Here is a 15,390-nt window from a genome sequence, read left to right as displayed (position 1 = left end):
TTCCGGACTCAGCTGGCGCCGTCCGGCGGGGGCGCGGTTTCCTTCGCCTCCCGTGCGCGGGCCTGTGCTTCGCGCAGGGGCCGCATCATCAGCCCCGACAGCGTGCTGTAAAGCGGGCGGCTGATCAGACGCGCGATCAGGCTGGCGATCATGGCCGAGGCCATCAGGCTCAGCACCATCGGACGGCCGTCGATCATCTCCATCACGATGATGAACGAGGTCAGCGGCGCCTGCGTGGCCGCAGCCAGGAAGCCGGCCATGCCCATGGCGATCAGGCTCGGTGCCAGGGTCTGGAACTGCGCGCCCGCCACCAGCTGGGCCATGTCGTGGCCGACGCCGGCACCAATGGACAGCGAGGGCGCGAAGATGCCGCCGGGCACGCCGCTCCAGGTGGTCAGCCAGGTGGCGACGAATTTGAGCAGCACATACAGACGGGACGCGTCGCTCTCGCCGGCCAGCATGTGCCGCACTTCTTCGGCACCGGCCCCGAAGGTGGCGCCGTCCGTGACCAGGCCGATGATGGCGATCAGCAGCCCGCAGCCGGCGGCAAAGCGCACCGGGTACCGCTTGCGGAAGGCGCTGAAGCGGTCGGGCATGCCCGCCGCCGAGGCGGCCAGCAGCCGCGCAAACAGGCCGCCGAGCACACCACAGGCGATGGCCACCGACAGGCCGGGCAGCAGGGCGCCCCAGCCCAGCCGGGTCACGGCCACCGAACCGAAATAGCTGAGGTTGCCAAAAGCCGAAATGCTCACCAGGCCTGCCAGGACGATGGCCGCGATGATCAGGCCGCTGTTGCGCGACTCGAGTTTCTTGGACAGTTCCTCTATGGCGAACACCACGCCGGCCAGCGGCGCATTGAACGCTGCCGCGATGCCGGCCGCCCCGCCGGCGACCAGCAGGGCGTGATCGTTCATCCCCGAGCCGGGGCGCAGCCAGCGGCGCGCGTTGTGCATCACACCTGCGGCCACCTGCACGGAAGGCCCCTCGCGCCCGGCCGACAGTCCGGCGAGCAGGCTCATGGAGCCGAGCAGCATCTTGGCCACGGTCAGGCGGATCGACACGAACCGCTGGCGCATGTCGCGTGGCAGGTGGGGGTCGAGGGCCGTCATCACCTGCGGAATGCCGGAGCCGGCGGCGCCGGGCGCGAAGCGGCGTGTGGCCCAGACGATGAAGGCGGTCAATGCCGGGGTCCAGATCAGGACCGCCCAGGGCGACCGGGCATGCAGGTGCGCGAACCACTCGAAGGCGGTTTCGCTCATCAGGGTGAAGATCACCACGCACAGGCCGGCGGCAACGGCATAGGCCAGCACGATCGACCGGTCCAGCCAGCCCCGTCCGTCCGACAGCTCGTCCTGCAGGTTCTGGAAAAAGTCCGGCTCACCTTTCATGGGCCCCGCAGTGTAGAAGCAAGCGTGCCCCCGGCCGGTTTATCTCAGTTCACAGGTCGTCTTCGCGGGTCGGACGGCGGGGAAGAAGGGCACTTGCGGCACAATGTCCGACCGCCCCGGCGCCGTCGCGGCGCCTGGTTCCAGTTCAGCAGGGTTCATCCATGGCATCCGTCAACAAAGTCATCCTCGTCGGCAACTGCGGCCGCGACCCCGAAATCCGTTACCTGCCCTCGGGCCAGGCGGTGGCCAACGTGAGCGTGGCCACCTCCAGCCGGCGCAAGGACCGCAACAGCGGCGAGACCATCGAAGACACCCAGTGGCACCGCGTCACCTTCTACGACCGCCTGGCCGAAATCGCCGGCGAATACGTCAAGAAGGGCCGCCCGATCTACGTCGAAGGCCGCCTGAAGTACGGCACCTATGTGGACAAGGCCACCGGCGTGGAAAAGAACACCGTGGACATCATCGCCACCGAACTGCAGCTGCTCGGCGGCCGCGAAGGCATGGGCGGTGGCGACGAGGGCGGTGGTGGTGGCGGCTACAGCCGTCCGGCCGCCGCGCCGCGCCAGGCGCCCGCGCCCCGTCCGGCACCGGCCCCCGCTCCGGCGGCCGCCCGTCCGGCCAGTGGTTTCGACGACATGGACGACGACATCCCGTTCTGATTCGAAGGAGACGGCCCCACCGCTCACCAGGCCCGCTCCCTCTCCGGGGTGCGGGCTTTTTTGTCGGCTCGGCGCCGTATCAGGGTTCAAGTCCGGGGGCGAACTGCCGAGGTAACAGGCTTCATTTGGGTCATCGCATGCATCAGGAACAGCACGTGCTTCGGCAGGGCCTGCTCGAGCTGGCCGGCGACACCTCGGTCGGGCTGCGCTGCTGCGAGAACATGGTGTCCCGGCTCGGGCGGCTGCTGGGCGTCCGGTACGTGTTCGTGGGGGTCATCGGCCCGGGGGAGGACCAGACGGTCCACTCCCTGGCCACCGCCATCGGCGGCGCGCTCTCGCCCAACTTCAGCTACGACCTGTCGGGCTCTCCCTGCGAAAGCATCGTCGGCAAAGGCATGTGCGTCTACTCCGGCGACGTCTGTGCCGAGTTCCCGGAGGACGCGCTGCTCAAGGAGATGGGCGTCAGCAGCTACCTGGGGGCACCCATCTTCGACACCCAGGGCCAGGGCATCGGGCTGCTGGTGCTGCTGGACGACAAGCTGCTGCCCGACTCCGCGGAGCTGCGGGCGCTGGTCCAGATGCATGCGGCGCGGGCCGGGGTCGAGATCGACCGCATGCGCTACGAGCAGCGGCTCGAATCCCTGTCGGCCTCGCTGACCCAGGAGGTCGCCCGGCAGACGGCCCATCTGGAAGAGGCCAACCGGCAGCTGGCCTCGTTTGCCTACTCCATTTCGCACGACCTGCGCACGCCCCTGCGGCACATGATGGGCTACGGCGAGCTGATGCTCGGACTGGACAGCGTCGGCCAGGACCCCGAAGCCCGAAGCTGTGTCGAGGCCGTGCTGCAGGCGGGGTCGAAGATGGCGGTCATGATGGAGGCGCTGCTCGACTACTCGAGCAACCGCCAGGCCGAGCCCCGTTGCCAGTGGGTCGACCTGCCGGCGCTGCTCGCGGACATCGCCGCCCAGCTGGTGGGCGGCGCCGACCGGGCGCCGCTGCTGGAGTGGCCTGACGAGGCGAGGGTGTGGGCCGATCCGGCGCTCATCCGCATCGTGTTCCAGAACCTGCTGGGCAACGCGATCAAGTACAGCAGCAAGCACCCCAGCCCGCGGGTCTCGGTCACCTGCAGCGCTGGCATCGACATGGACGAGATCGCGGTCGAGGACAACGGCATCGGGTTCGACATGAAGCACGCCGACCGTCTGTTTGGCGTTTTCCAGCGGCTGCATGCCGAAAGCGACTACCCCGGGCACGGCATCGGGCTGGCGAACGCCCTGGGCATCGTCCGGCGGCACGGCGGGCAGATCGGCTTCCACGCCCGCCCCAACGAGGGTGCGCGGTTCGTGGTGTCGCTGCCCAGACCGCCGCAGACCCGGGGCTGAGCCGCCTGTGCCGGGCCGGGTGACAGAGGGGTTTCGGCACAATCGCGCCATGGACACCGCCCAACCCCTGCTGCCAACCAACGACCCCCTGCGCGAGATGCTGCACAACGAGGTGCATGCCCGCCCGCCAGCGCGCATCCGGTTGCCGGCGCTGGTGGTGTTCATCGCCGTGACCAACGACGGCGTGAGCCGCGAGCAGGAGCTGGCGCACCTGCGCCGCCTGCCGGGCCAGCAGGACCTGCAGGCCGAGCAGCTCAGTGGCAGCTTCCTGCGCCTGCGGCTGCCGGGCTACACGCTCAAGTGGGAACGCCACACCGAATTCACCCGCTACTCGCTGGTGCAGCCGCTGCCCGAAGGCGCGCAGCTGGGCGCCCGCGACCCCGAGCTGCTCTCGCACATCGTGCTGCCGGCCGACTGGCTGGCCGGCATCCCCGGGCGCACGATCGCGGCCATCAAGCTGGTGATGCTGCACGGCGACCTGGCGGACCCGCACGAGGCCCTGGCGCAGGGCCGCACCTGGCTGGGTGAGCACACCGTGGTGGCCTCGCTCATGGGCAACCAGTCCCATTCGATGGTGATCACCGACCTGATGCTGCGGGAGTCCGGCTACGAACGCATCCTGGTGGTGGCGCCGCCCGACACCACCGAAACCCGGGCCGGCCGCATCTCGCAGCGCCTGTTGGAGATCGAGACCTACCGCCTGCTGGCCCTGCGCGGCCTGCCGGTGGCCAAGCAGCTCGGCCCGTTCCTCTCGCGCTGCGAGGCGCAGCTGGCCGACATCACCGCCCATCTGGAGAGCAAGAGCGCCACCGACCAGAGCCTGCTCGACACCCTGGTGTCGCTGGCCGCGGGGGTGGAGCGCGCCATCGCGGAGCACGCCTACCGCTTCTCGGCCACGCGGGCCTACGACGGCCTGGTGGCGCAGCGCATCGCCGAACTGCGCGAGCAGCCGGTGCCGGGCACCCAGACGATCGGCGAGTTCATGCAGCGCCGGCTGTCACCGGCCATGGCCACGGTGCAGGCCACCGCGCAGCGCCTGGCCTCGCTGTCCGAGCGCATCACCCGCACCAGCGCCCTGCTGCGCACGCGGGTGGACATCGCCACCGAGGTGCAGAACCAGCAGCTGCTGGCCAAGCTGACCCGGGGCCAGGAACTGCAGCTGCGCCTGCAGAGCACGGTGGAAGGTCTGTCGATCGCGGCCATCTCGTACTACGTGATCAGCCTGATCCTCTACCTCGGCAAGGCGGGCAAGGAGATCGGCCTGCCCATCAAGCCGGAGCTGCTGGCCGGCGCGGCGATTCCGCTGGTGCTGTGGTCGGTCTGGTGGACGACGAAGAAGATCCACGAGAAGCTGCACGCGGATCATTGAGCCCCTGCGCCAACCTGGGGCGGCGCGGGGCGTTCAGCTGCACCCGTTGTGCTGCTTCCACAGCGTCTCATGGCCGATGGCCTTGGCGAAGGCCGGCACCTGGCATCGTTCGGCGTCGGCCGCTGACGTCTCGCCCGGCGTGGGCTTGAGGCCCATCTCTTCCAGCGTCGCCATGTCGTCAAAGCCCTGCAGCGGGCCGGTGCGGTCGACCCAGCCCTTGGCCGCCACGAGCACGGCGGCGAAGGCCAGCAGCACGGCCGCCTGCGGCAGCGGCAGGCCCCAGCCCTTCTTCTGCGCCGGCAGCTCGCACACCCCGCCCGGGCACAGCTGGGCCTGCTCCTTGTGGAACAGGTTGTAGAGCTTGCAGCCCAGGCAGATGCCGAAGGCGGTCTCGAAGAACATCAGCAGCAGGCAGCTGCCGCAGATGAGCATGTTCAGCGGCCCCATGTAGCGGTTGAACACCATCAGGTACAGCATGGCCAGGCCCAGCAGCAGGCCCAGGCCCCAGGCGAAGCGCTTCTGCGGCGCGCCCACCCATTCCGGTGCCTGGTGGCGCACGATCCAGCCGCCGGCGATCATGCTCGGCGCCCAGCGCGGGTTGAGCATGCGCAGTGTCATGTCGACCAGGAACACGATGATGAACAGGCGCGTGTACTGGAAGTTGCCCAGCAGGAAGGAGTGCATGAACGACACCACGGCCGGGAAGAACAGCAGGCCGGCGGCGGCGCGGACCATGCGCTCGTTGACGACGCGGACCGGGTAGCCCTCGACCTGCTCACCGAAGGCGAACAGGCTGTTTTCAAGTTTTTTCATGCATGCATCCTGATATTTGAATGGATACCTGGAACTCTAGACCGATCAGGACGTTCCCGCCACCGGGTTTCTGGCGGGGGGCCGGCGTGGGGTGGCCGTGGTGGGACGCACCCCCGCCCCACGAACCTCGATGCGCACCCGGTCCAGCACCTCGCCGCGGGCGTTGAGCAGTTCGATCTGGTGTTTGCCCGGCCAGGGCATCCACGCCACTTCTTGGCCCTTGCCCAGCGGCTGACCGTCGATGCGCCATCGCACGTGGCCGGCCTCGGCCCGGAGCGTCAGGCGCTGGTGGGCGGGCGGGATGTCGGGATCGATGGCGAGGATGGTGCCGGTGGCCGGGCTGAGGATGCGCGGGCGCAGTGCCGGCGCGCCGCTGTCGCTGTCCGTGCCCAGGGCGAACAGCGGCTGTTCGGTGCCGGCGATGAACCACTCGCGCCGCGCGGGTTCGAGCTGCTGGCCGAAACGCACGGCCTGCGCCACCACGCCGGCCGGCGGTGTCGGCGCGCGGCTGGGCTGGCGTTCGTGCAGCCAGCGCATCAGGCCGGCCCAGACCGGCGCCGCGCCGGTGGTGCCGCTCACGTCGCCCATGGGCGCGCCGCTGGCGTTGCCGACCCAGACGCCCACCGTGTAGCGCTGCGACCAGCCCACCGCCCAGTTGTCGCGCATGTCCTTGCTGGTGCCGGTTTTCACGGCGGTCCAGACGCGGGTGGCCAGCAGGCTGTCGGTGCCGAAGGTGGCGGCCCGCGCATTCGCGTCGGACAGGATGTCGCCCACGATGAAGGCAGCGCCGGGGTCGAGCACCGCCTCGCTGCGCACCGCCAGGCGCGGGCCGGCCAGCAGCGGCGCGACCGGTGCGTGGCGGCCCTGGTTGGCCAGCGTGCGGTAGGCGTTGGCCAGCGAGAGCAGGCTCACCTCGGGGCTGCCCAGCGCGAGGCCGAGGCCGTAGTAGTCGCCGCTTTCGCGCAGCGGCAGGCCCAGGCGCAGCAGCTGCACTGCGAAGTCCTCGGGCGAGACCATGGCCAGCGTGCGCACGGCCGGGATGTTCAGCGAGGAGGCGAGCGCGGTGCGCACCGAGACCCAGCCGCGGAAGTGCCGGTCGTAGTTCTGCGGGATGTAGAGGCCGCCCGCGGTCGGGATGTGCGTCGGCGCGTCCTCGATCAGCGAGGCCGCGCTCAGGCGCTTCTCGGCGAGAGCCTGGGCATAGAGAAAAGGCTTGAGCGTGGAGCCGGGCTGGCGCAACGCGGTCACGCCGTCGACCTCGGCCGCCTGGCTCAGCAGGCCCGACGAACCGACCCAGGCCAGCACCTCGCCGCTGGTGTTGTCGAGCACCACCACCGCGCCGTCTTCGACGCGCCGCCCCAGCAGCGAGCGCAGCTGGCGCTGCAGCAGGGTCTGCGCCTCGCGCTGCAGCGGCGCCCAGAGCGTGGTGCGGACCTGTGCCGGCACCGCGCGCGTGCCGGCCTGCTGGCGCCATTCCGCCAGCGCACGCCGCGCCGCGTGCGGGGCGTCGCCCTCGCTGGCGGCCCAGCGGCGGTCGCGCAGCACGCTGCCGGCCAGCAGCCGCACCGACAGGCAGTCGGCCTTCGCACCCTGGGCACGCGCCATGGCCTGCTGCACCTCGCAGGCGCGTGCGGCCACGCGCTCGGGCGCGGCGTTGGGCGCGCGCACCAGGGCGGCGGTGATCGCCGCTTCGTCCGCGTTCAGCCCGTGCGGCGCCTTGGCGAACAGGCTGCGCGCGAGCGCGTCGACGCCGACGATCTCGCCGCGGAAGGGCACGCGGTTGAGGTAGGCCTCCAGGATCTGGTCCTTGCGCCAGCGCGTCTCCAGCCACTGCGCCCACACCGCCTGCCCGGCTTTCTGCGTCCAGCGGCGGCCGTTGGCGCCGGCCTTGAGGTCGCTGTCCAGCAGGCCGGCCAGCTGCATGGTGAGGGTGGAGGCGCCGCGCGTGCGCGTGTTCCACAGGTTGCCCCAGGCGGCGGCCGCGACGGCCTGCCAGTCGACCCCGCTGTGTTCGTAGAAGCGCCGGTCCTCGCTGTAGACCAGGGCACCGCGCAGCGCGGGCGAGACCTCGGGCAGCGCGACCCAGGCGCCCTGGCGCACCGTCGGGTCGGTGCGCTGGCGCTGCAGCAGCTCGCCGTGGCGGTCGAGGAAACGGGTCTCGGAGGTCGGGTGCGCGGCCTTCACCTCGGCGAAGCTGGGCAGAGCCGCCGCCGGCAGCGCGCAGCCCCCGGTCAGCAACACCACCAGCAGCGCCCGGCGTCTCACTTGGCCTCTACCTTCATGGGCGCGTTGGGCAGCTCGCCGAACGTCTCGGGCGCGTACATCGCCTCGATGCGCGTGGGCGGCAGCGCGAATGTGCCCACGTTGTTGAGCCGCACCGTGTACTCGGTCTTGAAGCGCCCGGCCGGCAGGTGGTCGTAGTAGCTGCGGAAGGCCTCGAAGCTGCGCTCCTCGAACACCGGCCAGCCGCTGCCCGAGCGCTTCTCGCCCGCGGTCGCGATGGCCGAGTCGCGGCCCAGGCCGCTGCCCAGCAGGGTGGCTCCGCCCGGGATCGGGTCGCTGAGCACGACCCAGGTCATGTCGGTGCTGGCGTTGACTTCGATCGTGACGCGCAGCACGTCGCCCCGGCTGTAGCGGCCGGCCACGGCCTGCTCGACCGGTGTGATGGTCTTGGTCACCGTGTAGCCGGCCGAGACCGGCGCCTTCAGCGGCGTGGCCGCCAGTGCCTGCAGCGTGACCCAGGGCTTGCCATTGCCCTGGTGCTGCACCACCAGGGACGCGGCGCCGTCCTTGGGCCAGGCGAGGGTGGCGGCGTTGTTGCGCCACGGGCCGGTGGGCACGTTGGGGTCGGCCTTGGCGGGGCCGACGGTGGCGAAGCCCGCGGCCACGGGGGCCTTGGGATCGGCGCGCGAAACCTTGCTCCAGTCGACCGCGGCGCTGGCGGCGCCCAGCGCGGCGCGGGTGCTGCCGGTCACCGGCACGGCCTCGAACCGCGCCGAGAACTTCTGCAGCGCCAGCCCGCCCCAGAGGTTGGCGGTGGTGGTCTGCCAGGCGCCGCGCTGCTGGCGGCCGATGAAGCCGCTGGCGATGCGGCCCATGTCGTCCTTCCAGGCCGGGTCGTCCATGATGGCCAGCAGCAGGCGCGCGGTGTTGGTGTCGCCGTTGTGCATCAGCCACCACCACTGGTCGTCGGCCTCGGTGCTGAACACCAGCTTGGCCCCCTGGTACGACAGCCGCGCGCGCAGGATGTTGTTCGCCTCGGCCAGCTTCTCGTCGCGTTTGGGGATGTCGTTCACGCGGCGCAACACGTTGATCCAGTCGATCACCGCGTGCGTGGGCCACTGGTTGGGCGCAATCTCCACGCTCTGCAGCAGGCGCGCATTGGCCCGGCCGTGGCGCGAGAGCGCTTCCACCGCGGCGAGCTTGCGCAGGTTCAGGTCCTGGCGCGGGCTCCAGAAGCCGCGCTCGATCTTGCCGGTGACGAAGTTCTCCAGCCCGCGCAGCATGGCCGCGCGCGCCGTATCGGGCAGGGTCCAGGCCGGGTCGAGCGACGCCGCCTCGTGCGTGGCCGACAGCAGGTGAGCGGTCAGGGTGTCGCTGCCCGAGGGGCGGTCACCATCGCGCGGCGGGAAGTAGTTCGCCAGGCCGTCGCTGTCCAGGTAGGTCGGCAGCTGCGCCAGCACGGTCTGCCAGAGCCTGGCGTCGCGCAGGCCGATGGCCTTGGAGGTCTTCTGCTCCAGGCAGGCGAAGGGGTAGTTCACGAACCACTCGCGCACCGCCGGCAGACCCTCGGCCAGCGTGGGTTGCAGGCTCATGCGCAGGCCGCCGCGCAGCGCGCCCTGGGCGTCGGTCAGGGCGTCGGCCGGGGTCGCGACAGGCACCGTCAGCGGGCCGTCGAGCTGGGCCAGCGTGGCCTGCCGCACCGTCAGCGGCACGGCCGGCAGCACGCGCTGGCTGAACTTGGCCGCGTCGCGCGCCTGGCCGTTCTGGTCCTGCGCCGTGACCTCCCACAGCAGCGCCTCGAAGCGGCCCAGACCCAGCGGCACCGGGGCCGTCACGTCCCAGGCCACCTCGCGGGTTTCACCGGCCGGGATCTCGACTGTCTGCGCGGGCGTCTCGACCAGGGTGGCGCGGGCGCTCACGTTCACCTTCATCGGCTGCGCCGTGGTGTTGCGCAGGCTGAACTGCGCCATGAAACGATCGCCCTCGCGCACCAGCGGCGGCAGGCCGCTGATGATCTGCAGGTCCTGGGTGGCGCGGAACTTGGCCTGGCCGGTGCCGAACAGGCCCGGGCCCGAATCGGCGATGGCCACCACCTGGAAGCTGCTGATCGCGTCGTTCAGCGGCACCTTCACCGTGGCGCGGCCCTGGGCATCGAGCACCACCGAGGGCTGCCACAGCAGCAGGGTGTCGAACAGTTCGCGCGTGGGGCTGTGGCCGCCGCCGCCGCCGGCCGATATCGCCTTGCGGCCGTAGTGGCGCCGGCCGATGATTTCCATCTGCGCGGTCGCCGTTTCGACGCTCCAGTTCCGCCGCTGCCACAGGCCGGCCAGCAGGTCCCAGCTGTCGTTCGGTCCCAGCTCCAGCAGGGCCTGGTCGACCACCGCCAGCGCCACCTCGGCGTGGGCCGCGTGCTGGCCGTTGGGCAGCCTGGCCTGGATGCTGACCTGTGCGGTGCCGCGCACCGGGTAGGCCTCGCGGTCGGTGGCGACGCTGACTTTGATCTCGTGCGCCGCCGTGCCGACCTTCAGCTCAGCCACGCCCAGCCGGTAGGCCGGCTTGCTCAGGTCGACCAGCGCGGTCGGCGCCACGTATTCCTTGCCCTCGTACCAGAACGCGGTCCACCACTCGCGCGGTGCCTGGTAGCCCCAGGTGAAGAAGCTGTACCAGGGCACCTCGCGCAGCCGGCCGCGCAGCGCCATCACGCTCACGTACACGTTCGGTCCCCAGCCGGGCTCGACCTTCAGGTCGATGGTCGGGTCTTCGCCGTTGAGCTGCACCACCTTGGTGTCGAGGATGCCCTCGCGCTCGATGCTGACCAGGGCGGTCGCGAAGCGGAACGGCATCCGCACCTGCAGCCGCGCGGTCTCGCCGGGTTCGTAGCGCTTCTTCTCGGGCACCACGTCCATGCGGTCGTGGTCCTCGCCGCCGAACCAGAGTTCGCCCTGGCGCGTGACGTAGACCGAGGCGGCGCTCTGGTGCGCGTGGCCCTCGCGGTCCTTGGCCACCACGGTCAGCTCGACCTCGCCCGCGTCGTCGAGTTCGGCCTCGCACAGCAGCAGGCCGCGCGCGTCGCTCTTGCCCGAGCAGACGCTGCCCAGGTCCTTGGAGGTGGTCTTGTTGTCGTAGGTGTAGAAGCCGCCGACCATGCGCTTGCGCGTGGTGGTCGTCGTCCGGACCGAGGCGCGCACCTCCAGCAGCACATTGGCCGCCGGCTTGCCGTCCAGCGTCAGCGCCAGCGCCTGGAAGCGCGCCTGCTGCCGGGTCGAGACCCAGCCTTCGGTCTTGATGCCCGCGACCACGGCGGCGGGCCAGAGCGTGGTGACGTGGCGCAGGGTCTGGGTCTCGCCGTTGGGGTCGGCATAGCTGGCCTCGATCAGCAGTTGCTGCGGCGATGTCACCGCCGGCAGGTCCTTGATTTCGGTGCGGCCGCGGCCGTTCCTGTCCAGCGTCAGCGGCAGCTTGTCGGCCACCAGCTTCTGCGCCGCGTCGGCGCCGTCCTCGCCCTCGTCACGGCCTTCCTGCACGCGGTTGCTGGCGCGCGGGGGTTCGAAGCTGAAGCCCTCGTAGCCGGGGAAGGACAGCGGCTTGCGGCGCATCAGTGCGGACACCTGGGTGGCGAGGTTGGACGCGCCGCCGCCCGAGAGGTAGCTCACCTGCAGGTCGACCGGCGTGGCCGTCGCCGCCACCAGCGGCTTCTTGTCGTTGGCGCTGAGCTGGCCCTGCAGCACCGGCAACCGGAACTCTTCGACCCGGAACTGCGCGCTGTCCAGGATCTCGGTGCCCTGGCGGCCCAGCGACTGCGAGAGCTGCACCGTGTAGACGCCCAGCCGCGCCGAGGGCGGGATGGCGAACTCGCTGGTCGCGCTCAGGCCGCCGGTCGGCGTCTTGCGCCAGGCCACGGGCTGGCGGAACTCCTGGCCGCTGCCCTGGTGGGTGATGATCAGTTCGCCGCTCTTGAGCTCGGGCACGTGCAGGCCCTTCATGTCCTCGGTGCGCAGGAAGTGCTTCATCGACAGCGTCTCGCCCGCCCGCAGTAGGGCGCGGTCGAGCACGGTGTGGGCGCGCTGCGTGGCGCTGGCGAGGTCGCCGGTCGGCAGGTCGAAGCGCCAGGCCTCGATGCCGCGGTTCCAGTCGCTCCAGGTGAAGGCCAGGTCGTCCACGCCGTCGGCCGATTTCGCGCGTGCGCTGACGAACCAGGCGCCGCCGTAGTCGCCTTCGTCCGCCTCGCCGTTCTGGCACACGGGCGCCCGGCCCGGGATGCCGTCGAGCTTCACGACACCCTGCGCGTCGGTCTGGCCCTTGGCGACCGGCTTGCCGCGGCAGTCGGAGACCTGCACCGCCGCGCCCGCGACCGGTTGGCCCTTGTCCAGCGTGGTCACCCAGGCCAGCGCGTTCTCGCGACCGAGCTTGAAGTGCACGCCCAGGTTGGTCACCAGCGCCGAGCTGCGCACGTACATCGTGCGGCCCTCGCCGTGGCGCTCGTCGAGCAGCGAGCGGCCCAGCCGCGGCGAGGCGATCTCGACCACGTGGAAGCCCGGTTGCAGCGGAATGCCCACCACCTCCATCGGGCGCGGGTCGCCCGCCGCCGCCTGGGGCAGATCCAGCGGCTTCACGTTCGGCAGGCCCTGCAACAGGCCGAGCATGCGCGACTCGACCCAGTCCCCGTTGTCCTTGTCGATCACCTTGGGCAGCGGCGTCTTCGTCCATTGGGCTGCGAGCTTGCGCTCGACCGTGCCCCCGTGGAACGTGGCGACCCGCTGGTACCAGGCAATGATCTCGGCGTCGCTGGAGAGCCGGAGGTCGCTGACCTTGCTGCCGCTGACCGACAGGCCCAGGGCCTTGAGCTCGGGCTCGACGTTGCGCACGGTGATGGGCAGCAGCGCCGCACCGCCGGGTTCGGCCAGCCGCTCGACCACGCCAAAGGGCGCGGCCGCGAACTTCACCAGCGGTGGCATCAGGCCGGTCGACACCTTGAGCGGGAACTGGTTCGCGTTGGCGGGCGCGCGGCCCGAGGCGTCGACCAGACCCTGGGGCAGCTCGACCGTGTAGCTGGCCTTCTCGGTCAGCGTGGGCGCGAAGTCCACGCCGTCGACCGCGTCGTCGCCCTGCGCGCCGTCTTCCAGCTTGGGTTGCCGCGCCTCGCCGCCAGCGGCGGGCCGCAGCCGAATGTCCAGCGCCTGCTGGGCGGTGACCGGGGCGTTGAAGCGCAGCGACATGCCGCGCAGCGGTAGGCAGGGCGACTGCGCGTTTTCGCGCTCGCAGCTGAACGTGACCTTGAAGGGCTCGCGCACGGTGAAGTTCAGGCGCTGGTCCTGCCGGGTCGCGACCCCGTTCGGCGTGGCGACGCCTTTGCCCAGCACCAGCTTCACCTTGGCCGCGGGCGTGAGCTGGCGCTGGCAGGCCAGGGCCACCACCTGGTCGGCGGGCACGTCCTGGCGGTTCCAGCCGCGCGCCTTCACCAGTTGCTCGCGCTCGGCGCCGGTGATCAGCTTCACCGCTATGCGCTCGCCCAGCCCGTCCATGCCGCACCAGGCGTGGGCCTGCACGCTCTCGGGCGACACCGCGCCGTTGAAGCGCAGCAGGAAGTACTGGCCTTCTTCGATGGTCTGACCGTCGGACGGGACGCTCTGGCGCACCACCGGACCGCCGGTCTCGAAGGCAAAGCGTTGCGGGCCGGTCAGCGGCCGGCCATCCAGCGCCACGAAGCCCGGCGCCACCTGCAGCGTGCACTTCACGCCCGGCGGCAGCATCTGCTGGAAGTCGTGCACCCAGCGGCGCTCGTTGAGCCAGCGACCGGTGCCCGCCGAGGCCTGGGGCTCGTTGCAGCTCAGCTGCAGCGGCGCCACCGCGTTCGGGTTGCCGAAGGCCACTGCGGGGGCGTCGAAAGTCGCCACCACCTGCCGCACCCTGGCCACCTCGCCCTGCGGGCTCAGGCCGGTGATCTGCACCGCCCACGCACCGCCGGCCGCCGCCAGACCGACACCCACCAGCGCACCGCGCAACCCGAACACCATGCCGCCACCCCGACCCCTGTTTGGATGGGGTGGAGCCTAACGCAGATGCCCCGGCATGGGCAGTCTCAGTGGCCCCCCCCCCCGCCGTGCTCAGTCGAGGGACTTGAGCTTGCGGTAGAGCGAGCGTTCGCTGATGCCCAGCTTGGCCGCCAGCGCGGCGCGGTTGCCCCGGTGCTCGGCGACGATGGCGCGCAGCGTCTCGCGGCTGGCGGCCCGCACCGTGTCGCCGGCCGTGGCCGGTGCCGACGGCCCGGTCGTGGCCTGGCCTGGCCGCCGTCCGATGGCAATGGCCTCGTCGACGTGCGAGGCCTCGATCACCTCGCCGTCGCACAGCAGGGCGCTGCGCTCCAGCAGGTTGCGCAGCTCGCGCACGTTGCCGGGAAAGGGCTGCGCCTCCAGCAGCCGCAGGGCGGCCGGCGCGAGGCGCAGGCGGCGTGGGGCCGCCACCCGTTCCAGCAGCGCCTCGGCCAGCAGGGCCAGGTCGCCCGCGCGCTCGCGCAGCGGCGGCAGAGGAATCGGGAAGGTCGAGAGCCGGTAGTACAGGTCTTCGCGGAAGCGCCCTTCGGCCATCATGCGGTCGAGGTCGCGGTGGGTGGCCGAGATCACCCGGATGTCGGCGTGGCGCGGCTCGGTGCTGCCCACGCGCCGGTACATGCCGGTCTCCAGCAGGCGCAGCAGCTTGACCTGCATCGCCAGCGGGATGTCGCCCACCTCGTCGAGGAACAGCGTGCCGCCGCTGGCCGCCTCGACCAGGCCGCCCTTGGCGGTGGCCGCGCCGGTGAAGGCGCCGCGCTCGTGACCGAACAGCTCGGATTCGAACAGCGTCTCGGGCAGGCTGGAGCAGTCCACCGGCACCAGCGGCTTGCTGGCGCGCGGGCTGGCCTCGTGAATGGCGCGCGCCACCAGTTCCTTGCCGGTGCCCGATTCGCCCAGCAGCAGCACGGTGGCCGGCGCCGGCGCCACCCGCGCGACCAGGCCGAGCATGCGCTGGAAGGCGGGCGAGCGGCCGATCAGGCCCTGCGCCGCCGGCTGGCCCTGGGCCACCCGCAGCGGCTCCATCTTCTCCACGTAGAAGGCCGGCTGCCCGTCCGCGCCCGGCAGGGGCGAGAGCTCGATGTTCACGTACTCCTCGCCGCGGCGCGTGTGGTGCAGGTGCAGCACGCGCTCGCGCTGGCCCGAGATCCGGGACTGCGCCAGCGGGCAGGACTCGCCGGCCTGGTCGCAGGGCACGGCGAAATGGTGCGAGACCTCGTAGCAGTGCCGGCCGACCACGCTGCGCTCGGGGCTGAACTGGCGTCGGTAGGCGGCGTTGGCCGCCAGGATGCGGTACTGCGCGTCGAACAGGATGTGCGGCTCGGGCAGGCCTTCGAGGAAGGCGGTGAGTTCGGGCAGGGGTTTCATGGATGGACCCGCTGGGGTGGGGGGTATCCGGGATTGTCTGCCAGATCTGGCAGACAAGGCAGTCCCGGCGGCGTTGCGCCGGGCCAGCTGTGGCGTGCCAGCGCGTGCAAGTGCTTGTTGGCAAAGGCGTTGGCGGGC

At 71.2% G+C, this 15,390-nt stretch carries 8 protein-coding genes; 3 read left to right on the top strand and 5 right to left on the bottom strand.

The window, feature by feature from the left end:
• Positions 1–8: 8 nt before the first annotated feature.
• A complete protein-coding gene (locus HPF_RS22300) occupies positions 9–1,388 on the bottom strand; it encodes a chloride channel protein (RefSeq protein WP_084397366.1) in 1,380 nt (459 codons plus the stop codon).
• Between the two features lie 161 nt (positions 1,389–1,549).
• On the opposite strand from HPF_RS22300, the gene ssb reads away from it, so the two are divergent.
• The 3 genes from ssb to HPF_RS22285 all read left to right on the top strand — a co-directional run bounded on the left by ssb (position 1,550) and on the right by HPF_RS22285 (position 4,801).
• Positions 1,550–2,050 carry a single-stranded DNA-binding protein gene (gene ssb / locus HPF_RS22295; RefSeq protein WP_066156964.1) on the top strand — a complete coding sequence of 167 codons (501 nt, stop codon included), beginning with the start codon at positions 1,550–1,552 and terminating at the stop codon, positions 2,048–2,050.
• Positions 2,051–2,187: 137 nt separating this feature from the next.
• A complete protein-coding gene (locus HPF_RS22290) occupies positions 2,188–3,432 on the top strand; it encodes a sensor histidine kinase (protein WP_133157862.1) in 1,245 nt (414 codons plus the stop codon).
• A 49-nt stretch (positions 3,433–3,481) separates the two neighbouring features.
• Complete coding sequence (locus HPF_RS22285) at positions 3,482–4,801, top strand: DUF3422 family protein (RefSeq protein WP_066156957.1); 1,320 nt, start codon at positions 3,482–3,484, stop codon at positions 4,799–4,801.
• A gap of 33 nt (positions 4,802–4,834) precedes the next feature.
• Here the strand turns inward: HPF_RS22285 and HPF_RS22280 are convergent, their stop codons facing one another.
• The 4 genes from HPF_RS22280 to HPF_RS22265 form a co-directional block, all read right to left on the bottom strand.
• The gene (locus HPF_RS22280) at positions 4,835–5,614 is read right to left on the bottom strand and encodes a DUF4395 domain-containing protein (RefSeq protein WP_066156953.1); all 780 of its coding nucleotides are present in this window, start codon (positions 5,612–5,614) and stop codon (positions 4,835–4,837) included.
• 45 nt (positions 5,615–5,659) lie between these two features.
• The gene (gene pbpC, locus HPF_RS22275; RefSeq protein WP_207959242.1) at positions 5,660–7,879 is read right to left on the bottom strand and encodes a penicillin-binding protein 1C; all 2,220 of its coding nucleotides are present in this window, start codon (positions 7,877–7,879) and stop codon (positions 5,660–5,662) included.
• Entirely contained in the window at positions 7,876–13,851 is a 5,976-nt protein-coding gene (locus HPF_RS22270) for an alpha-2-macroglobulin family protein (RefSeq protein ID WP_133157861.1), read from the bottom strand. Before HPF_RS22270 ends, pbpC begins: the two co-directional genes overlap by 4 nt.
• Positions 13,852–13,941: 90 nt before the next feature.
• Positions 13,942–15,252 (bottom strand): sigma-54 interaction domain-containing protein, encoded by a 1,311-nt coding sequence (locus tag HPF_RS22265; protein WP_133157860.1) that lies wholly within the window; start codon positions 15,250–15,252, stop codon positions 13,942–13,944.
• Positions 15,253–15,390: the final 138 nt, after the last annotated feature.

This window comes from Hydrogenophaga pseudoflava (assembly GCF_004353865.1).
Taxonomy (GTDB): domain Bacteria; phylum Pseudomonadota; class Gammaproteobacteria; order Burkholderiales; family Burkholderiaceae_C; genus Hydrogenophaga; species Hydrogenophaga pseudoflava.
Note: the sequence above shows the minus strand (reverse complement) of the source record. Positions and strands in the feature narration are given on the sequence as shown.